A 19,049-nucleotide genomic window follows, 5' to 3' on the forward strand; every position below is an offset into this window, starting at 1 on the left:
TCAGCGATTCGCAAGCTGCTCGATTGGCACATAGCGTACCGGATAACCAAAATAACCCGGTCCGACAACCTCCAGCCCTTTAGCCGTGCGCCACTTTTCATTACACGGATAGGCAATAATCGCCACTCGCTGCCCGTAACGTAACTGCTCGGTAATGATGGGACGCCCGGTTTCACCGTCCAGTATGGAGATCAAATCCGGCACCACGGCCAGCAGATTATCCTGGGTGGGCGCGGCGGCCTCGGAGGAGCGATAAGCCAGCAAAAGTTCATTCTGAAAAAGCACGGTAAACCTCTCGCCCCTCGAGTCGCCGATGCCTTCAAGCACTACCTTGCCGCGGGCAAAGCCGCCGGTGGTGCGGCGGTCGACGTCAATGATTTTTCCCGCGGCAATAATGTGCGCATGCAATAGCGGAAGTAAGGCCTGAACCGCGTTGCTTCCCGAGCGGTGAGCCTGACGTACGGTTTTGCCAATATTTTCAGCCAGCGTCAGGGTTCCTTTAATCGCGCTCTGCTTCAGTTGCCTGCCGCTTAACGCGTAGTCGCACATGGCGCAGGCGGCCCCCATCTGCTCGGTGATAGCCCGGGATAAACGCTCGGACCAGATACCGTCGATAGGATTCAGGATCACCGAATTGCCTTTCTCATCGGCCAGCGTATTGGGCGCCGAGGGTAAACCATCGAGAAAAAACGTCACCATCTGCGCTTCCGGAAATGCTCTCCCCATCGCATCGCAGTCAATGACCGGTAAGCCTTTTTTTGCCGCGGCGATAAAGGGTATCAACGAATTAATACCGCCGACTTCAATGGGAAAAGTTGCCGAGATCGGCCGCGCCAGCGTTTTTTCCATGATTTCAATCGCCTGCACAATCTGGCGTGCGGACATGATCTTCTCGACAATGACCGTGGTGGCCCCGATCATGCTACAGGGCACTAACAACTCATCGTCTTTTACTTCGTCCAAACCGAGGATGGCGATATGCTTTGTCTGCTGCATAGCATGTTTCACCATTAACGTGCCGACAAAAGGATCGCCGCCCCCACCGGTCCCGAGCACCGCCGCGCCTAACGCAATATCATCAATCGTTTTAGCGTCAATGTAACGCACCATTATTCACCCTGTAACCACGTCAATAACTCTCCTGCCACAAGCCAGGGATTTGCTTAGCCTGCCAGCCGCGGAAAAATTTTATGCATGATAAGATAAACCGCCATACTGATTATCACGCCATCCAGAGCGGAAATGGAGCTTATGGTAAATGCGTCAAAAAAATCCGGGGACGTTAATACGCTAACCACGCTGCCACACAGCCAAGCTAGAGCCGCAGCCAGGTTAAGTGCCGGAGATTGTGATACATCCTGTCGCAGATGTTCGGAGTCAAAAAAATAGTACTCGGCGAGATAGACGCCAGCGATAGGAGAAATCAATACGCCTAGCAGTGACAGGAATTGCGTAAAGTTATTAATCATGCCGTTGTAGGCCAATAACAACCCGGCAATCGCCAGCAGAACGACCAACACCGGTCGGGACAACACTCTGACCACGACAGACAGTCCCAGGGATGCAGAGATAAGATTAGAACTATTGGTTGTCCACTGGGCAAAAATGAGCACCAGAATAGCTGACAATCCCAGACCGATGCTCAAAAAGACTTCGACCAGATCCTCGCTGCCGATCAGATGAGTCAATACCAATGCCACCAGTATCGTAACGCTATTACCGAAACCAAACCCCAAACCGGCACCAAGAAACGCATCCTTGCGAGTTTTAGCATAACGCGCGATATCCGGGGACATCACCGCGGAAACGATCCAGATGGAGACAACATAGGAGATGGCGGTACCCATCCCGAGAGGGGTTTTGATTATTATTACCGGTGCGGTTGAATGACTGGCGGCAGCCAGCACTATGCCGGTGATAATTAATATCAACATAAGCGGCACGCTGAATGCGCTCAGTTTTCCCAGCGCCCTGACGCCCCAAATAGCGGTAAAGGTCATCAGCGCCATACCGAATAACAGTATGGGTAAGCGGCCGGGTTCTAATTGATAGTGCATCAACGCTTTTTGCAGCATTACACCGAAGAAGTCGAGCTGAAAAGCAAACCATCCCAGCAGGGAAACGGCGGAGAAAATACCAATCAGTTTACCGCCAAGGCGGCCAAATACCGAGATACTAAGTAAGGTGGTGGATAGCCCGCAGCCATATCCGACGTTGGCGCATAATGCCGCCAGTATTCCCAGCAGGGCCGAACCAATTAGCGTGGCGCTGACCGCCGGTATAAAAGGCATCCCGGAGCTTAAAAAAGCGCCGAGAAACAACCCCGAAATATCAATACCAACCGCCAGCCATATCAGGGCAATGACATACCAGCGCTTGCGGGCCTCGGGCGGTACGGCTTCATATTCATAGTCATAAATTTGCCGGGCCTGAGGTTTATCTTCTGGCACGGTTTCCCCTTGAGACATATATCCTCCATTAAATAGTAAGCTAATAATTATTCTGCCTTTATTCTATTTTATAGAGGTTCTGTTGTGTCGTATAGAAAAATGGCACGGTCAAATAATTGACAGTGCCATTTTTATTGGAGAGACCCTGGTGTGGCGCATAAAACCACGCTTTTTCCGTGGCACTCACATTAGTATGTGATGTGGGTATAAGATAAAGAGGAATTATATTGATTAATACAGATATATTATGATGTTAACATTTAGAAATATTATGTATCCGAAGGAGCGACTATGCGCTTGGATAAACTGGAGATTCGTTGGTTAAAACTTTTTTGCAAAATAGTTGAAAAACAAGGAATTACAAATGCCCAAGGAGCGACAGGATTAAGCCAGCCAATACTCAGCCACTATCTTTCACGCCTTGAAGACACGTTGGGGCTGGTGCTCTGTGAACGGGGCCGGGGTGGTTTCTCTTTAACCCCCGAAGGAGAAGTCGTCTATCAGGAAGCCAAGGAGGTTATTGCCACGCTGGATGATTTTGCCAATCGCTTGGCACATATCAAGCATCAACTGATTGGCAAAGTTCGCATTGGCTGTCTGGACAATACCGTAACACACCCGGCACAGGTCACCTCAAACGCCATCGCCAAACTTTATGGCCAAAGTGAGCAAGCGACGATTGAACTGGAGATCGGCGATTATACCCCGCTAATGGAACGACTAAAAAACGGCCAATTAGATATCGTCCTCAGCGTATTACCTGACGATGTTCCGCCTGATATCTTTTTTCAGCCGGTGTTCATTGAACACAGTAATTTTTATACGTCATCAGGAAATGCGGACAGAATCGAGCAGGAATGGCGAAACGGCACACTTGATCCGCGCCGATTACTGATTGGCGGACATGCGCTGCATGAAATCAGCAAACAGTTAGGACCGGTCGCCAAACAGGGATTACAAAATACGGCATGGCATCTTGAAAGCAGCATATTACTGCTATTGGCAGGAACGCATACGGGTTTTCTTCCCGACCACTATGCCGCTCCCTGGGTGGCGCGGGGAAAGCTTACGCCTATTGCACCGGACTCGCTTGGCCTTACCAGTATCTTTTATCTTATCAGAAATGCCAAACAGCGGTTAAGCCCCGTTGCCGAGGCCTTGTGGAATAATATGGTCGAAGCCGGTGAGAGTTCGCTGGCCGGTTTGCAGCCATAACTCAAGCCGCGGCAAATGGCTTGGGATGGTGATCGGCTTTCTTCAGCAACATGACCAGATAGTACAATGAAACCAAGGCGATCAGCACAAACAGCAACCGATCCGAATAGGTCTGCATCAGCACCGCCGCCAGGCCGGGCCCGCACAGGCTGCCGAGCGTGTAACTCAGCAATAGCGCCTGATTCATGGCGATTAATTCATCGGGGCGAACTTTTTCACACGCCCATGACATGGCAACGGGATAGAGCGTAAAACCTGAGCACCCCAACACAAACAACGCCGGCGCCAGCGCATAATTGCTGATGCTTAACATGGCGAGACAGCCGACAATAACGGCGAAAACCAACACCCGCAGCACCAGCAGGCGGCCATACCTGTCGGCCAGGCGTCCGACAGGCCACTGCCCGACAATACCCGCGCTAATCAGCAACGCCATCCAGTATCCCACCCGCCCATCGCTCATTCCCTGATGGGAAAGATAGAGCGGCATTAACCCATACAGCGACCCCAGAATAACCCCGGAGATCACGCAGCCGCGGATGCCTAACCGCGCGCTGCGGTATTTCAGCATCTGCCATACGTTTACTTTTTTCTCCTGGTTCATTGGCGCGGGAATATAAGTAAACAGCAGAGGCAACATCGCCAGAATTACCAACGCGGCGGCCCAGGGTAAAACGCTCGGCAACGCCGTTGGCAAAATACTCAGCAATAACTGTCCTATTACGCTGCCAAAGTAATACGCCATCATATAAGCGGCTAAAAGTTGCCCCCGCTGTGCCGCCGTTCCGGTACACAACAAAGCGCTTTCCACGGTAACCCAGATTAATGCGCAACCCACGCCGGCGAGAAAACGCCAGAATAGCCAGCTCCAGAAATCAACAGAAATCCCCAGGCTAACAGAGGCTATCGCGAATAATATGGCGGCGCAGTAATAGCTGCGATTAAATCCATAGAGCCTGATTAATTTACCTGCCCATAATGTCCCGACCAGGTTGCCGCCGAAATAGGACGACCCGATAAGTCCCACCTGCCAGACCGGAAGCTGCTGATAATTCAGCCAAAGCGGCACCAGCGTATTCAGTACGGCAATGCTGACGGTCAGCAGCAAAAGGCCGCAGAGCAATAACAGCACTGGGCGTGAATAAGCAGACATAGTGAGATGGATAACCAGACAACGGGAAAAGAGTGAGCGCATCATGCCACTGCGTATTTAAAAGTCAATCCGCATAAAATGCGTTAATTCCGTTTATTTCATCATTGATTTAAAGAATTAATCAAACAAAAAACCAAACGGATAAGCCGCTGACGGGGTTAATGTCTACCATAATGATTTTAAATAGATTTTGCCGGGGAAATATCATCAAAACGCCGTCGTAAGGCAGGGAAAAGTATTTTCTTGATGAAAAAATATTACCGTACTAACGCATTAAATTAATGACCCCCACCCCAACCCCTTGCCAGGGGGAGGAGCTAAACGCCCTCCCCTGCGAAAGGGGTTGGGGTGGGGTCAGGCCGCGAAGATCCGTCATTACCTCAAAGCGCCCTCAGGCGCTTTTTACGGTATCAGCCAATAAATTCCACGCCGCCCATATACGGACGCAGAACTTCGGGGATCTCGACGCGGCCGTCCGCCTGCTGATAGTTTTCCAACACCGCCACCAGGGTGCGGCCTACCGCCAGCCCCGAACCATTCAACGTATGGACCAGGCGGGTTTTCTTATCCGCTTTGCTGCGGCAACGGGCCTGCATGCGGCGCGCCTGGAAATCCCACATATTGGAACAGGAGGAGATCTCGCGGTAGGTGTCCTGAGCCGGCAGCCACACTTCCAGATCGTAGGTCTTGCTGGAACCAAATCCCATATCGCCGGTACACAACAGGACTTTGCGGTACGGCAATTTCAGCAATTGCAGTACGGTTTCAGCATGGGTGGTTAACTCCTCCAGCGCCTGCATGGAGTCTTCCGGACGCACAATCTGCACCAGTTCGACCTTGTCAAACTGGTGCATACGGATCAAACCGCGGGTATCGCGGCCGTAAGAGCCCGCTTCCGAACGGAAACATGGGGTATGCGCCGTCATTTTCAGCGGGAGCGCCGCTTCGTCCAGTATTTCGTCGCGTACCAGATTGGTCAGCGGAACCTCTGCGGTAGGGATCAGTGCGTAGTTGCTGGTATCCGCTTCCTCGCTTAGCGGTTTGGTATGAAACAGGTCTTCGCCGAATTTAGGCAGTTGACCGGTGCCGTACAGGGTCGCATGGTTAACCAGATAGGGAACATAGGCCTCCTGGTAGCCGTGCTGCTGGGTATGCAGATCCAGCATAAACTGAGAGAGCGCGCGATGCAGGCGGGCTATCTGCCCTTTCATCACCACAAAACGCGCGCCGGCCAATTTTGCCCCGGCGGCGAAATCAACGCCGTCGGCCATCTCGCCGAGCTCCACATGGTCACGTACCGGGAAATCGAGCCTGCGGGGTTCTCCCCAACGGCTGACCTCCTGGTTGTCGCGTTCATCCTTGCCAAGGGGGACGGAATCATCGGGCAAATTGGGGATCGTCAGCGCCACATCGCGGATTTCATTTTGCAGCCGGTCCAGCTCGGATTTTGCCGCATCCAGTTTCTCGCCCAACGCGTTGACTTCACGGCGCAACGGTTCGATATCCTCACCGCGGGCTTTTGCCGCGCCGATCTCTTTCGATCGGGAATTACGTTCCGCCTGTAGATTTTCGGTTTCTACCTGTAATACCTTACGGCGTTCTTCCTGCTTACGCAGGGTGTCGACATCCAGTGTAAAACCTCTGCGAGCCTGTAGTTTTTCGGCGACTGCGTCTAGCTCATTACGCAGTAAATTGGGATCGAGCATGCTAATCCTGTGCTTATGATTATCAAATGAAATGTTGTCGTACGCGGCCCGCGTTACGCGGCCGGGTGCCGGAAATTATCCCGCTAACCTTACCGCAACGCTTAGTTCAGCGGTAGCGTTTTGTCGGGCTATTTTTATCCTGGGCGGCAAGCCAGGCCAGCTTTTCGCCGATTTTACCTTCAAGTCCGCGCGCCGATGGGATGTAATAGCGCGCAGCGGCCATTTCGGGCGGGAAATAGTTCTCGCCGGCCGCGTAGGCATTGGGCTCATCATGGGCGTAGCGATACTCCGCGCCCAGGCCTATCTCTTTCATCAGGCGGGTCGGGGCATTACGCAGATGTTCGGGAACATCATAATCGGGCTGGTCGCGCGCATCCCGCATGGCGGCCTTAAAGGCGGTGTAAACCGCGTTGCTTTTCGGCGCGCAGGCCAGATAGACGATCGCCTGCGCAATCGCCCGCTCGCCCTCCGCCGGACCGACGCGGGTAAAGCAGTCCCAGGCGGCGATCGCCACCTGCATTCCCCGGGGATCGGCATTGCCGACGTCCTCGGACGCAATCGCCAGCAGACGACGGGCAACGTAGAGCGGATCCCCCCCGGCGGTGATGATGCGCGCATACCAGTACAGCGCGGCATCAGGTGCGGAGCCTCTTACCGACTTGTGCAGCGCCGAAATCAGGTCGTAATAGCGGTCGCCCTTGTTATCAAAGCGCGCGCTGCGTTCGCCGGAGACTTCCTTAAGCAAGGCCGAGGTTAACGTACGTACGCCCTGCGCGTCGACCTCGGCCATGTCCGCCATCATTTCCAGGCTGTTCAGCGCCCGGCGGGCATCCCCGTTGACCAACTCCGCCAGCATGCGCCGGGTATCGTCCGGCAAAACGATATTTTGCCCGCCATATCCGCGCTCGCCGTCATTCATGGCCTGTTGCAGCACCTGTTCGATATCTTCCGCCGTCAGCGCTTTCAGCAAATAGACGCGGGCGCGGGACAACAGCGCCGAGTTAAGTTCGAAAGAAGGGTTTTCGGTGGTCGCGCCGATAAAGGTGATGGTGCCGTCTTCAATGTGCGGCAAAAACGCATCCTGCTGGCTTTTATTGAAGCGGTGGACTTCATCGACGAACAGTATCGTTCGGCGTCCGGCATTGCGGTTTTGTCTCGCCCGCTCTATCGCTTCGCGAATTTCCTTTATTCCCGAGGTAACGGCCGAAATCCGCTCGACGTCGGCCTGCCCGTAATGGCCGATTAATTCCGCCAGCGTGGTTTTCCCGGTTCCCGGCGGCCCCCACAGGATCATGGAGTGGAGTTGCCCGACCTCAATCGCGCGCGGCAAAGGCTTGCCGGCGCCCAGAAGATGCTGCTGGCCGATATACTGCTCCAGCGTCGCCGGCCGCATACGCGCGGCCAGCGGCTGGAATTCGTTACGGGAAAAATCAAGTGACAGATTACTCACCCGGACCTCACTGACGCTGATCGTCCAACGCCACGCCTTGCGGCGGAGTAAAAGTAAATTTTGCTGAATCAACCGCGCCGTTTTGCTGATTTTTCAGCTCATAGGTACTGCGCTGGCCGTCCTGCTCCGTGGCGGTGAACTTCTTGATGGTGCCACTGGCGGTAACGCTGATGGCGAACTGTTTGAGATTGCCGTTGGCGGACTTGGGCGTTAGCTCAAAGTCGTCGCCTTTTTGCCGCACATCATATTGACGCCAGTCGCTGGCGTCGTTGCGGGTAATCAGCATAAACGGCGTATTGCCGGTCGCATCTTTTAGCCAGGTGGCGGTAACCTGCTCGACAAACGGGTTGTAAAACCACAGCGTTTTGCCGTCGGACACCAGCACGCTTTCGTCCGGCGATGTGGTTTGCCAGTTAAATAAATTGGGGCGTTTAAGCCACAGTTCCCCTTCCCCTTCCTGCACCGCCGCGCCATCGGCGCTGGTCACCGTCTGACTGAAGCTGGCATGAAAACTGTTTACTTTGCTGAGCCGGCCCTGCAGATCGCCGGCCGCGTCGGCCCGCGCCGCCGTTGATATTATTCCCGACAGCAAACAACCGGCTACCAACCACTTTTTCATCATACAAAAATCCTTTGAATTTCCTGATATCACAGCCGTTGTTGTGCAAAAAACGAGTTGTGAAAAAACAGAGTCGTGAAAAAATCAGACGCTCCGAATGGTGAATACTGTAGCTGAACCCACTCCGGGAGCGATAGGTGAATTGTCTGCTAATTGCGGCTTTTACGCTTCTTTGCATAAGGGCTGCAATCGCAGCCCTTATCAGGTTACTCCATTGGCGGCGGAGCCAGCACCTCGCGGTTACCGTTATGACCGGGAGAGCTGACGATGCCCTGCGCCTCCATCTGCTCTACGATGCGCGCCGCGCGGTTGTAGCCGATGCGGAACTGGCGCTGCACGCCGGAGATGGAGGCCCGGCGTTTCTCCACCACAAAGGCCACCGCCTGGTCGAACAGCGGATCGAGCTCTTCATCCCCATCCAGACCGAGGCTGCCCCCTTCGCCTTCGTCACCGCCGCTGACAATACTATCAATATATTGGGGCCGCCCGCGGGCTTTCCAATCCTGCACCACGGCATGAACTTCCTGATCGCGGACAAAGGCGCCATGCACCCGCACCGGTATCGACGAGTTGGGCGCCATATACAACATATCCCCCATCCCCAGCAGCGACTCCGCGCCGCCTTGGTCAAGAATGGTGCGCGAGTCGATTTTACTGGATACGGTAAAGGCGATACGCGTCGGAATATTGGCCTTGATCAGGCCGGTAATCACATCCACCGACGGCCGCTGGGTCGCCAATACCAGATGGATGCCGGCGGCGCGCGCTTTCTGCGCCAGACGGGCGATAAGTTCTTCAACCTTCTTGCCCACGGCCATCATCAGATCGGCGAATTCATCCACCAGTACCACGATATAAGGCAGTTTTTCCAGCACCGGCGGCGTCATATCCATACTGTCGCCCGGCTTCCAGAACGGATCGGGGATCGGACGCCCCATCGCATTCGCTTCCATAACCCGTTCGTTATAGCCGGACAGGTTACGCACCCCCAGCGCCGACATCAGCTTATAGCGGCGTTCCATTTCGCCCACGCACCAGCGCAGGGCGTTAGCCGCGTCTTTCATATCGGTGACCACTTCCGTCAGCAGATGCGGAATCCCCTCATAGACGGAGAGCTCCAGCATTTTCGGGTCGATCATGATAAAGCGCACTTCTTCCGGCGTCGCTTTATACAACATGCTGATGATCATGGCGTTGACGCCGACGGATTTACCGGAGCCGGTGGTGCCGGCCACCAGCAGATGGGGCATTTTTGCCAGATCGGCCACCACCGGCTGCCCGGCGATATCCTTACCCAGCACGATGGCCAGCGGCGACGTATTATCGCGGAACTTGGCGCAGTCCAGCACCTCCCGCAGATACACGGTTTGACGGTGTTTATTGGGCAATTCCAGCCCCACATAGGGTTTACCCGGGATCACCTCCACAATACGCACCGCCACCACCGACAGCGAACGCGCCAGATCGCGCGACAGATTGGAGATACGCGCCGCTTTCACCCCCGGCGCCAGATCCAGCTCAAAGCGGGTAATCACCGGTCCGGGAAAATGATCGACCACTTCCGCTTTTACCCGGTAATCGCTCAGACGCGCCTCAATCAGCCGCGCGGTCTGCTCAAGCGCGAAACTATCCACCGGCGCTTCGCTTTCCGGCGGCGGCGTCAATAAATCCAGCGTGGGCAACGGCGTGGTGGGCTTGTGTAGCGGCTGGTCGTTACGCATCAGGAACGGATGAATCAGGCTATCCATAATAGGCTGACGGGCGGCAGGTTCAGTACGCATCTCCTGCGGCGCGGCTTCGGGGCCGTCCGCCGGGGCATTCCGCCGGTACGGGGCGGCATCGGCCGCGTCATCATCATCCGGCGACGGCGCATCGAACAAGGGGACGCGGCCCGGCGCCGGCTGATGCGGCTGCGGAATGCGCTCATCCGGCGTGGCGTAACGGGCCTGCTGCTGCGCGGCAAAATCTTGCGCCAGCTGTGCCTGTATTAGCTGGTTTTCTTCCTCTTCCCGCTCAAGATACTCTTCCCCGTAACGCTGACGCTGCTGTTCGAGATACGCCTGCTGTAGCGCGGCTTCCTGCTGAGCGATATCCTCGTCGCCGGGCGCCATATCCTGGTTAGCCGTATCGCCCTGTTCCTGCGCCCTGGCCTGCTGCTCGGCCAGGCGCTGGGACGGCAGTTTGATGCCGTATGAGGCCAGTTCGCGCCGCGTAGGAATGCGCACCGGATTCGGACGCGGCAACTCCGGCCCGACGCCCTGTTTTACCTGCGGATTGTCGTCGCCGTCGGCGCTGAATGCCGGCGTAAACGTCGTACTGGCCCTGAACGCCGTCTCCGGCGTGGCGGACTGTCCGCCATGGGATGGCCGATCGATGGGATGCGCCACCTGCGGTTGGGCGATCGGCGGCAGGTCGGCGCTGCCGGAGGGATGATACGCGTCGGCGTTGCCGTCACGAGCAGCGCCGACGGAATCCGGAACCTCAAACGAATAGAGCGGCGGGTTGAGCGTTGAAGCCGCGTCGATTTGCTGTGGAGCGGCGGGCTGTTCCGGCACCGCCGGCTGTTCGTCCGTCGCCGGAGCGGACGGCGGCCGATCGTCCCCCTCTCCTGATGAAGCGGTATTGGCGATGGCCTCGGTTATCGCGGGGGCGGAAAACAGTACGTCATCATCGCTCGCCGCCGCGGCCGTTACGGCCGGATGCTGCCGCTCGTCAAAGGCGTCGACCTCAGGCTCGCTATCATTGCGCGAGCGATTAGACATAAACGTCAGGCAGCCCAGCACCGCGGCGCCGATTTTTTCGGCAATGGTCAACCACGACCAGCCGGTAAACAGCGTTAAGCCGGCCGCCCAGACGCACAGCAGGATCAGCGTGGCGCCCATGCTGTTAAAGCGCGGGATCATCGAGCTGCTCAGCAGGCTGCCCAATACGCCGCCGGAGGCAAAGTAGTAGAGGTCGTCGATATTCAACGCCGCCAGGCCGCAGGAGGTCAGAATCAACGCCAGCGTGCCGATCAGGCGCAGAGAAAAGGTGAAATAGTCGATGGCGTTTTGGCTATCGCGATGGCGGAAAGCCGACCAGCACAGGCATAGCATAATCGGGGGAATGGCATAAGCCAGCACGCCGAAAATGAAAAACAGGGTATCCGCCAGCCAGGCTCCCGCCACTCCGCCGACGTTGTGAATGGGTTCATGCCACGCGGTTTGCGACCAACTGGGATCGGAAGGACTAAAACTGAGTATCGCGACGCCGAGATAAACGGCAAAAAGCGCCACCACGATCAAAATCGCTTCTAGCAAACGACGGCTACCGCTGAGTTTTCTCAGGGTAATATCTTTATCTTCTGTATATTCCTGGCTCAAGCGTCTCTCCAGGGCCTGTAAAGGTTTATGACAAAACGCCGAGGATTCCCGGCGCTGAAACTGTATAAATTCACAGGAGTGTAGCTGAATTTATCGGGTTTTGCACCCATGCGTTTATCGGGTCTTAATCACCAGACGATTGCTTTGTTTCACTTCTTCCATCACCACATAGGTGCGGGTATCGTTCACCCCCGGCAGTCGAAGCAGCGTCTCGCCCAGCAGCTTGCGATAGGCGGACATATCCGGCACCCGTGTTTTCAACAGGTAGTCAAAATCGCCGGAAACCAGATGACACTCCTGAATTTCTTCCAGCTTCTGCACCGCCGAATTAAACTGTTCAAACACATCGGGCGCTCCGCGGTTCAGCGTTATTTCAACGAAAACCAGCAGCGAGGCATCCAGATAATGCGGATTGAGCAGTGCGGTATAGCCATTGATGAAACCCTGTCGCTCCAGACGGCGTACCCGTTCCAGACAGGGCGTTGGTGATAATCCCACCCGTTTGGAAAGCTCGACATTGGAAATACGACCGTCTTTTTGCAGTTCGTTCAGGATGTTGCGATCAATACGATCGAGATCTTTTCCTGGCCGTTTTTTAGTATCTACCATTATTATTGTCTCTCTTCACTCTTCCCTGAACCTGCTACACTCCGACCAACTTCAATGTCTCAGAGCCGCCCTAAAGAACACCCGTTGTCTATTTTGCATAGCAAAAATCATGCTCTTTTTCGTCGCTATCCGTCATCGCCCTGCGCAGTGCTAAAAGTGTTACACCAGGCAAAAACGATTTATCCGTGGCGCAACCAGCCAGACAGGCGACGAATAAAAAACCGAGCTTTTGACTATTCACATACAAAAAATTTCCTCTTACCCAGATGTTTTCGCAAAAGCACAGCTGATTGTCAAAGTAAAACAAATAAAATCAGAAGAAAGTACCAGATTAAATCGGCCGGAGCCGGATTCTCAGGCGCTTTCAATCATTTTACTTATCAATGTGGCTGATCTATCAGCAACTTACCGCGGCGATAAACATTGACGATTAAACAAATAGCTAACAACTTCGCCACACGCTTTTTTTACTCAGGTAATTTCCTTACAATCACCCCATATGTCCGTCATCGTGAAATGAGGAACTCATGAGTACCGTTAAACATCATAAGTTATTGATTCTGGGCTCAGGCCCGGCTGGCTACACGGCTGCGGTTTATGCCGCGCGGGCGAATTTACATCCGGTGCTCATTACCGGGATGGAGAAAGGCGGTCAGTTGACCACCACCACCGAAGTGGAAAACTGGCCGGGCGATGCGGAAGGCTTAACCGGGCCGCTGCTGATGGAGCGCATGCAGGCGCACGCGGAAAAATTCAATACCGAGATTGTCTTCGACCATATTCAGCGCGTCGATCTGCAAACCCGCCCGTTCCGTCTTTTCGGCGACAGCGACGAATATACCTGCGATGCGTTGATTATCGCCACCGGCGCGTCCGCGCGCTATCTGGGTCTGCCCTCCGAAGAGGCGTTCAAGGGGAAAGGGGTGTCCGCCTGCGCCACCTGCGACGGTTTCTTCTATCGCAACCAGAAAGTCGCCGTGGTCGGCGGCGGCAATACCGCCGTTGAAGAAGCGCTGTATCTCTCCAACATCGCCGCCGAGGTACATCTGATTCACCGCCGCGACAGTTTCCGTTCGGAGAAAATCCTTATCGACCGGCTGATGGACAAGGTGGAAAACGGCAATATCATTCTGCATACCAACCGTACGCTTGATGAAGTCCTCGGCGACCAGATGGGCGTAACCGGCGTGCGCCTGCGCGATACCCGTACCGACGCCGCCGAAGAGTTGGAGCTGGCCGGCGTATTTATCGCCATCGGCCATAGCCCCAACACCGCGGTTTTCGGCGGTCAGTTGGAGCTGGAGAACGGCTATATCAAGGTACAGTCCGGTATTCACGGCAATGCCACCCAGACCAGCATTCCCGGCGTTTTTGCCGCAGGCGATGTAATGGATCACATTTACCGTCAAGCCATTACCTCCGCCGGAACGGGCTGCATGGCGGCGCTTGACGCCGAACGTTATCTGGACGGGTTAACCGCCGCCAAATAACGCGCCGTCGCCATCCGGGACGCCCCCGCCGTCCCGGATGGCGTTTTTCTCTTTGCACAGCGCAAAAATTGATCGTGCCCCGCCTTTATCGTTTGCACCCTGCTCCCGCCGCGGTAACATGTCGGCATTCTGAGCATGGGAAAAGCATATTGTTAACCACCGGTTATGCCAGCGTTATTTTCCATCGCCCCCCTCCTTACACATTACGGCCTGGTATCTGATGAAACAAACCAGACAGCAAGAACTCACGCATTGGCTGAAGCAACAAAGCAAACGGGCGCAGCGCTGGCTAAGGCTTTCACTGCTGCTCGGTTTCCTCAGCGGGGTACTGATTGTGGCGCAGGCATGGCTGCTGGCCGCCCTGCTGCACGCCTTGATCATCGATCATACGCCGCGCGAAGCCTTGCTCGCGCCGTTTCTGCTGCTGATCGCCGCCTTTGTGCTGCGGGCGTTGAACAGCCTGCTGCGGGAGCGCGTGGGTTTTCTGTGCGGACAGGCGGTGCGCCAGCAAATCCGTAAGCTGGTGCTGGACAGGCTACAGCAGTTGGGCCCGGCCTGGATTCAGGGGAAACCGGCCGGAAGCTGGGCGACCATCATTCTGGAACAGGTTGAAGATATGCAGGACTACTATTCCCGCTATCTTCCTCAGATGTATCTGGCCGCGCTGATCCCGCTGCTTATTCTGATCGCCATCTTCCCGATTAACTGGGCGGCGGGTCTTATTCTGTTGCTGACCGCCCCCCTGATCCCGCTGTTTATGGCGCTGGTCGGCATGGGAGCGGCAGACGCCAATCGGCGTAATTTTCTGGCGCTGGCGCGCCTGAGCGGACATTTTCTCGATCGCCTGCGCGGACTGGAAACCCTGCGCCTGTTTAATCGCGGCCGTGCGGAAACCGACCAAATCAGCAAGGCGTCCGAGGATTTTCGCCGCCGCACCATGGAAGTGTTGCGCATGGCCTTCCTTTCCTCCGGGGTACTGGAATTTTTCGCCTCTATTTCCATCGCCGTGGTGGCGGTTTACTTTGGCTTCTCTTATCTGGGAGAACTCAATTTCGGCCATTACGGCGCGGGCGTGACGCTATTCGCCGGCTTCCTGGTACTGATTCTGGCGCCTGAATTCTTTCAGCCGCTGCGCGATCTCGGCACCTTTTATCACGCCAAGGCCCAGGCCGTCGGCGCGGCGGAATCGCTGGTGGCCTTTCTGACGGCGCAAGGCGAAAGCGTGGGCGGCGGCGAGCGTGAATTCATCGACCAAGGTGCCATCGCCATCCAGGCGGCCGATCTGGTCATTCTGGCGCCCGACGGCACCCCGCTGACCCAGCCGCTGACGTTCAGCGTGGCGGCGGGCAAGCGTATCGCCGTGGTGGGCGTCAGCGGCGCGGGTAAAAGCTCGCTGCTGAATGCGCTGCTTGGTTTCCTGCCCTATCGCGGCTCCCTTACCGTTAACGATATCGAGCTGAATACGCTGTCGCCCGCGTCATGGCGCCGCCGGTTAAGCTGGGTGGGTCAAAACCCCCATCTGCCGGAACACAGCCTGCGGGCCAATATTTTACTGGGGAAACCGCAGGCGACCGATAATGAGTTGCAGCGCGCCGTTGAGCGGGCGCACGTGCATGAATTTCTGCCTCAGCTGCCGCAGGGGCTGGATACGCCCATCGGCGACGGCGCGGCGCGTCTCTCCGTGGGACAGGCGCAGCGAGTGGCGCTTGCCCGGGCGTTAATCAATCCGTGCGGACTGCTGCTGCTCGACGAACCCGCCGCCAGCCTGGATGCGCACAGCGAGCAGCGGGTCATGGCGGCGTTAAACGCCGCATCCCGTCGGCAGACCTCGCTGCTGGTCACCCATCAGTTGAACGACACGCTTGATTACGACGCCATATGGGTGATGCATCAGGGTCGGTTGGTGCAACAGGGGGATTACCGCACGCTCAGCGCGCAATCCGGCGCCTTTGCGCAACTGATGGCGCAACGTCAGGGAGAGCTATAAGATGTCCCGAATAACAACGCTACAGGTGTTAAAACCCTTTCTGCGCCTCTATCGGCGCCATATCTGGCGCCTGAGTCTGGGCATCATTTTAGCCATTGCGACGCTGCTGGCCAGCATCGGGCTGCTGGCGCTGTCCGGGTGGTTTCTGGCCGCCGCTGCGCTGGCGGGCGTCGCCGGATTATACACCTTTAACTATATGCTGCCGGCGGCGGGCGTCAGAGGCGCGGCGATTACCCGCACCGCGGGCCGCTATGCGGAAAGGCTGGTCAGCCACGACGCCACATTCCGCGTGCTGCAACAGCTGCGCGTATTTACCTTTGCGCGTATTCTGCCGCTCTCTCCCGGCGCTATCGCCCGGTTTCGCCAGGCGGAGCTGCTGAACCGGCTGGTGGCCGATGTGGATACGCTCGACCATTTATACCTGCGCGTTATTTCGCCGATGGTCGGCGCCCTGCTGGTTATTCTGATCGTCACCTACGGACTAAGCTGGCTGGACCCGTCGCTGGCGCTGACATTATGCGCCATTATGCTGACGCTGTTACTGCTGTTGCCGGTGGCGTTTTATCGGGCCGGACGGCGCATCGGAGAGGATCTGACGGCGTTACGGGCGCAATATCGCATCCAGTTGACTACCTGGCTACAGGGGCAGGCGGAATTGACCGTCTTCGGCGCGCTGGCGGCGGCGCGTCAGCGGCTGGCGCAGTTGGAAACGCGCTGGCTGACGCGTCAGCGGCAGCAGGCCAATCTCACCGGACTGTCTCAGGCGCTGATGATTTTATGCAGCGGACTGACGGTCACCCTGATGTTATGGCTGGCCGCGGCGGGCATCGGCGGCGATACCCGGCCCGGCGCGCTGATTGCCCTATTCGTCTTCGCCGCTCTGGCCGCCTTTGAAGCGCTGGCGCCGGTGGCCGGGGCGTTCCAGCATATGGGACAGGTTATCGCCTCCGCCGCGCGGGTCGATCAGATTATCCGCCAGCCGGCCGAGGTGATCTTTCCGGATCGGGGACCGTCCACGGCGCCGACGGCGGCGCTGGATTTAACCCGCGTCGGCTTTACCTACCCCGACCAGCCCTTGCCGGTACTGAGCGATATCTCGCTCAATATCCGTGCCGGCGAGCATCTGGCCCTGCTCGGGCGTACCGGATGCGGCAAATCCACCCTGCTGCAACTGCTTACCCGCGCGTGGGACTGCGGCGAGGGGGAGATAACGCTGAACGGATTTCCGCTCGCTTCCTGGCGTGAGGATGAACTGCGCGGCATGATGAGCGTGGTGCCGCAGCGCGTACATATTTTTAGCGCCACGCTGCGCGATAATCTGCTGCTGGCCGCGCCCGACGCCGGCGATGAGCAACTGGTTACAGTGTTACAACAGGTCGGTCTGGATAAGCTGCTGGAGAATGAAGGGCTGAACGCCTGGTTCGGCGAAGGCGGGCGTCAGCTCTCCGGCGGCGAACAGCGCCGCATCGGCCTGGCGCGAGCCTTGCTGCACCCGGCCCCGCTGGTATTGCTGGACGAGCCGACCGAAGGATTGGATGCGGAAACCGAACGGCGTATTTTGCAGTTGCTGCGTCGGCACTGTGGCGGCAAAACGCTGATAGTGATCACCCATCGGCTGTATGAGCTGGCATCGATGGATCGCATTTGCGTGATGGATGGCGGCCGGATCATCGAACAGGGAAGCCATCAGGCGTTGATGGCGCGGCAGGGGCGTTACTGGCAATTTCACCAGCATGTTTAATGATTATTGAACAGCAGGTTGCCGACAAGGTGTTGCCAGCGCCGTTATCCCCGCGCCAGCGGGGAGCTACTTTCAGGTAATACGGGATATTATGCGACTGTATCAACTCTCCCCCGACTCACTGCTCTTCCCCGATCCGATTAATGCTCTGGACGAGCCAAACGGCTTATTGGCGATAGGGGGCGATCTTTCGGTTGAACGCCTCGGCGCGGCGTATCGGCACGGGATATTTCCCTGGTATTCGCCCGGCGAGTCCATTTTATGGTGGTCGCCCAACCCGCGGGCGGTGCTGTTTCCGGAGGGATTTCATCTCAGCCGCAGCATGCGGAGATTTCTGCGTAAGCACGATTTTCAGGTCACCATCAACCACGCATTTGATGAAGTGATCGCCTCCTGTGCCGATGAACGCGGAGGCGGAACCTGGATCAGCGCGGAAATTATTCTGGCTTATGGCGCACTTCATCAGTCAGGACAAGCACATTCCGTCGAAGTGTGGCAGAATGGCACGCTTGTCGGCGGGTTGTATGGCGTTGCGCAAGGCGGATTGTTTTGCGGCGAGTCGATGTTCAGCCGCACCGACAATGCATCCAAATATGCGTTGCTGACATTCCAGCAACATTTTATCCGTCACGGTGGTTACCTGATCGACTGCCAGGTACTGAACGCCCATACCGCTTCATTAGGAGTGTGTGAAATTCCCCGCGATCGTTTTTTGCAATTGCTTTTCCAACTGCGGGACAATCCGGTGGCCGATGGCTGTTGGCGGCCGCAAACGCTGGCTCAGCCGATGCCGTGATAGATAGCTGCCGTTGATAAATAATACCCGGTTTACCAACGCTTCTTTACATAATGCGGGTTTTTCGGCATTATCTTGCCGGTTAAAAACAAAGGTAGTCACACCTAGAGGATTCGATGGCCAAAGAAGACAATATTGAAATGCAAGGCACCGTGCTTGATACGCTGCCCAATACCATGTTCCGCGTTGAATTGGAAAACGGGCACGTGGTTACCGCTCATATCTCCGGTAAAATGCGTAAAAACTATATCCGCATCCTGACGGGTGACAAAGTCACTGTAGAGCTGACCCCGTACGACCTGAGCAAAGGCCGCATTGTCTTCCGCAGCCGTTAACCGGTTCACCCGTCGCTGACCGCAGCGATATCCGAGGATGTTCCACCTCTGCCAGCCCTTTCCGTTACCGGCAAGGGCTTTTGCGTTTGGGGCGGTAATTCGTAAAAAAGGGTGATGCCTGCGCATCACCCTTTTA

General features: G+C 56.3%; 15 protein-coding genes. 6 read left to right on the forward strand and 9 right to left on the reverse strand.

From position 1 onward, the window contains the following. Both EH206_RS12980 and EH206_RS12985 read right to left on the reverse strand, forming a co-directional pair. Window positions 1-1,110: an S-methyl thiohydantoin desulfurase family protein gene (locus EH206_RS12980; protein ID WP_009113226.1), complete on the reverse strand. Its 1,110-nt coding sequence runs from the start codon at window positions 1,108-1,110 to the stop codon at window positions 1-3. A gap of 53 nt (window positions 1,111-1,163) precedes the next feature. After that, a complete protein-coding gene (locus tag EH206_RS12985) occupies window positions 1,164-2,468 on the reverse strand; it encodes a cytosine permease (RefSeq protein WP_009113227.1) in 1,305 nt (434 codons plus the stop codon). A 273-nt stretch (window positions 2,469-2,741) separates the two neighbouring features. Here EH206_RS12985 and EH206_RS12990 point away from each other — a divergent pair, with 273 nt between their 5' ends. Continuing rightward, window positions 2,742-3,665, forward strand: coding sequence for a LysR family transcriptional regulator (locus EH206_RS12990; protein WP_009113228.1), 924 nt, complete (start codon window positions 2,742-2,744; stop codon window positions 3,663-3,665). 1 nt (window position 3,666) lies between these two features. Here the strand turns inward: EH206_RS12990 and EH206_RS12995 are convergent, their stop codons facing one another. The 7 genes from EH206_RS12995 to EH206_RS23065 all read right to left on the reverse strand — a co-directional run bounded on the left by EH206_RS12995 (window position 3,667) and on the right by EH206_RS23065 (window position 12,805). Continuing rightward, on the reverse strand, window positions 3,667-4,818 hold the full coding sequence (locus tag EH206_RS12995; protein ID WP_040343247.1) for an MFS transporter: 1,152 nt from the start codon (window positions 4,816-4,818) through the stop codon (window positions 3,667-3,669). A 410-nt stretch (window positions 4,819-5,228) separates the two neighbouring features. Further along, entirely contained in the window at window positions 5,229-6,524 is a 1,296-nt protein-coding gene (gene serS / locus EH206_RS13000) for a serine--tRNA ligase (RefSeq protein WP_009113230.1), read from the reverse strand. A 106-nt stretch (window positions 6,525-6,630) separates the two neighbouring features. Continuing rightward, window positions 6,631-7,974: a replication-associated recombination protein A gene (locus tag EH206_RS13005; RefSeq protein ID WP_009113231.1), complete on the reverse strand. Its 1,344-nt coding sequence runs from the start codon at window positions 7,972-7,974 to the stop codon at window positions 6,631-6,633. Window positions 7,975-7,981: 7 nt separating this feature from the next. Continuing rightward, window positions 7,982-8,593 carry an outer membrane lipoprotein periplasmic chaperone LolA gene (gene lolA / locus EH206_RS13010; protein ID WP_009113232.1) on the reverse strand — a complete coding sequence of 204 codons (612 nt, stop codon included), beginning with the start codon at window positions 8,591-8,593 and terminating at the stop codon, window positions 7,982-7,984. Window positions 8,594-8,799: 206 nt separating this feature from the next. Next, window positions 8,800-11,955, reverse strand: coding sequence for a DNA translocase FtsK (locus EH206_RS13015; RefSeq protein ID WP_009113233.1), 3,156 nt, complete (start codon window positions 11,953-11,955; stop codon window positions 8,800-8,802). Window positions 11,956-12,069: 114 nt separating this feature from the next. Then, a complete protein-coding gene (gene lrp / locus EH206_RS13020; protein ID WP_005967536.1) occupies window positions 12,070-12,564 on the reverse strand; it encodes a leucine-responsive transcriptional regulator Lrp in 495 nt (164 codons plus the stop codon). A gap of 88 nt (window positions 12,565-12,652) precedes the next feature. Further along, window positions 12,653-12,805 carry a hypothetical protein gene (locus EH206_RS23065; protein ID WP_156803277.1) on the reverse strand — a complete coding sequence of 51 codons (153 nt, stop codon included), beginning with the start codon at window positions 12,803-12,805 and terminating at the stop codon, window positions 12,653-12,655. 286 nt (window positions 12,806-13,091) lie between these two features. Here EH206_RS23065 and trxB point away from each other — a divergent pair, with 286 nt between their 5' ends. From trxB to infA, 5 genes are all read left to right on the forward strand, one after another. After that, window positions 13,092-14,054, forward strand: a complete 963-nt coding sequence (gene trxB, locus EH206_RS13025; protein WP_009113234.1) for a thioredoxin-disulfide reductase — start codon at window positions 13,092-13,094, stop codon at window positions 14,052-14,054. 220 nt (window positions 14,055-14,274) lie between these two features. Beyond that, the gene (cydD, locus tag EH206_RS13030) at window positions 14,275-16,041 is read left to right on the forward strand and encodes a heme ABC transporter permease/ATP-binding protein CydD (RefSeq protein WP_009113235.1); all 1,767 of its coding nucleotides are present in this window, start codon (window positions 14,275-14,277) and stop codon (window positions 16,039-16,041) included. A 1-nt stretch (window position 16,042) separates the two neighbouring features. Further along, a complete protein-coding gene (gene cydC / locus EH206_RS13035) occupies window positions 16,043-17,782 on the forward strand; it encodes a heme ABC transporter ATP-binding protein/permease CydC (RefSeq protein ID WP_009113236.1) in 1,740 nt (579 codons plus the stop codon). Window positions 17,783-17,873: 91 nt separating this feature from the next. Continuing rightward, a complete protein-coding gene (gene aat, locus EH206_RS13040; RefSeq protein WP_009113237.1) occupies window positions 17,874-18,578 on the forward strand; it encodes a leucyl/phenylalanyl-tRNA--protein transferase in 705 nt (234 codons plus the stop codon). A 116-nt stretch (window positions 18,579-18,694) separates the two neighbouring features. Then, complete coding sequence (gene infA, locus EH206_RS13045; RefSeq protein ID WP_002211347.1) at window positions 18,695-18,913, forward strand: translation initiation factor IF-1; 219 nt, start codon at window positions 18,695-18,697, stop codon at window positions 18,911-18,913. Window positions 18,914-19,049: the final 136 nt, after the last annotated feature.

Origin of the sequence: Brenneria nigrifluens DSM 30175 = ATCC 13028, from assembly GCF_005484965.1 — a bacterium.
In the GTDB taxonomy this organism is placed as follows: domain Bacteria; phylum Pseudomonadota; class Gammaproteobacteria; order Enterobacterales; family Enterobacteriaceae; genus Brenneria; species Brenneria nigrifluens.

What these genes read in the sequence shown, in the direction of transcription:
- EH206_RS12980 (WP_009113226.1), bottom strand. Translation starts at nt 1,110, where the DNA reads ATGGTGCGTTACATTGACGCTAAAACGATTGATGATATTGCGTTAGGC.
- EH206_RS12985 (WP_009113227.1), bottom strand. Translation starts at nt 2,468, where the DNA reads ATGTCTCAAGGGGAAACCGTGCCAGAAGATAAACCTCAGGCCCGGCAA.
- EH206_RS12990 (WP_009113228.1), top strand. Translation starts at nt 2,742, where the DNA reads ATGCGCTTGGATAAACTGGAGATTCGTTGGTTAAAACTTTTTTGCAAA.
- EH206_RS12995 (WP_040343247.1), bottom strand. Translation starts at nt 4,818, where the DNA reads ATGTCTGCTTATTCACGCCCAGTGCTGTTATTGCTCTGCGGCCTTTTG.
- serS (WP_009113230.1), bottom strand. Translation starts at nt 6,524, where the DNA reads ATGCTCGATCCCAATTTACTGCGTAATGAGCTAGACGCAGTCGCCGAA.
- lolA (WP_009113232.1), bottom strand. Translation starts at nt 8,593, where the DNA reads ATGAAAAAGTGGTTGGTAGCCGGTTGTTTGCTGTCGGGAATAATATCA.
- lrp (WP_005967536.1), bottom strand. Translation starts at nt 12,564, where the DNA reads ATGGTAGATACTAAAAAACGGCCAGGAAAAGATCTCGATCGTATTGAT.
- trxB (WP_009113234.1), top strand. Translation starts at nt 13,092, where the DNA reads ATGAGTACCGTTAAACATCATAAGTTATTGATTCTGGGCTCAGGCCCG.
- cydD (WP_009113235.1), top strand. Translation starts at nt 14,275, where the DNA reads ATGAAACAAACCAGACAGCAAGAACTCACGCATTGGCTGAAGCAACAA.
- cydC (WP_009113236.1), top strand. Translation starts at nt 16,043, where the DNA reads ATGTCCCGAATAACAACGCTACAGGTGTTAAAACCCTTTCTGCGCCTC.
- aat (WP_009113237.1), top strand. Translation starts at nt 17,874, where the DNA reads ATGCGACTGTATCAACTCTCCCCCGACTCACTGCTCTTCCCCGATCCG.
- infA (WP_002211347.1), top strand. Translation starts at nt 18,695, where the DNA reads ATGGCCAAAGAAGACAATATTGAAATGCAAGGCACCGTGCTTGATACG.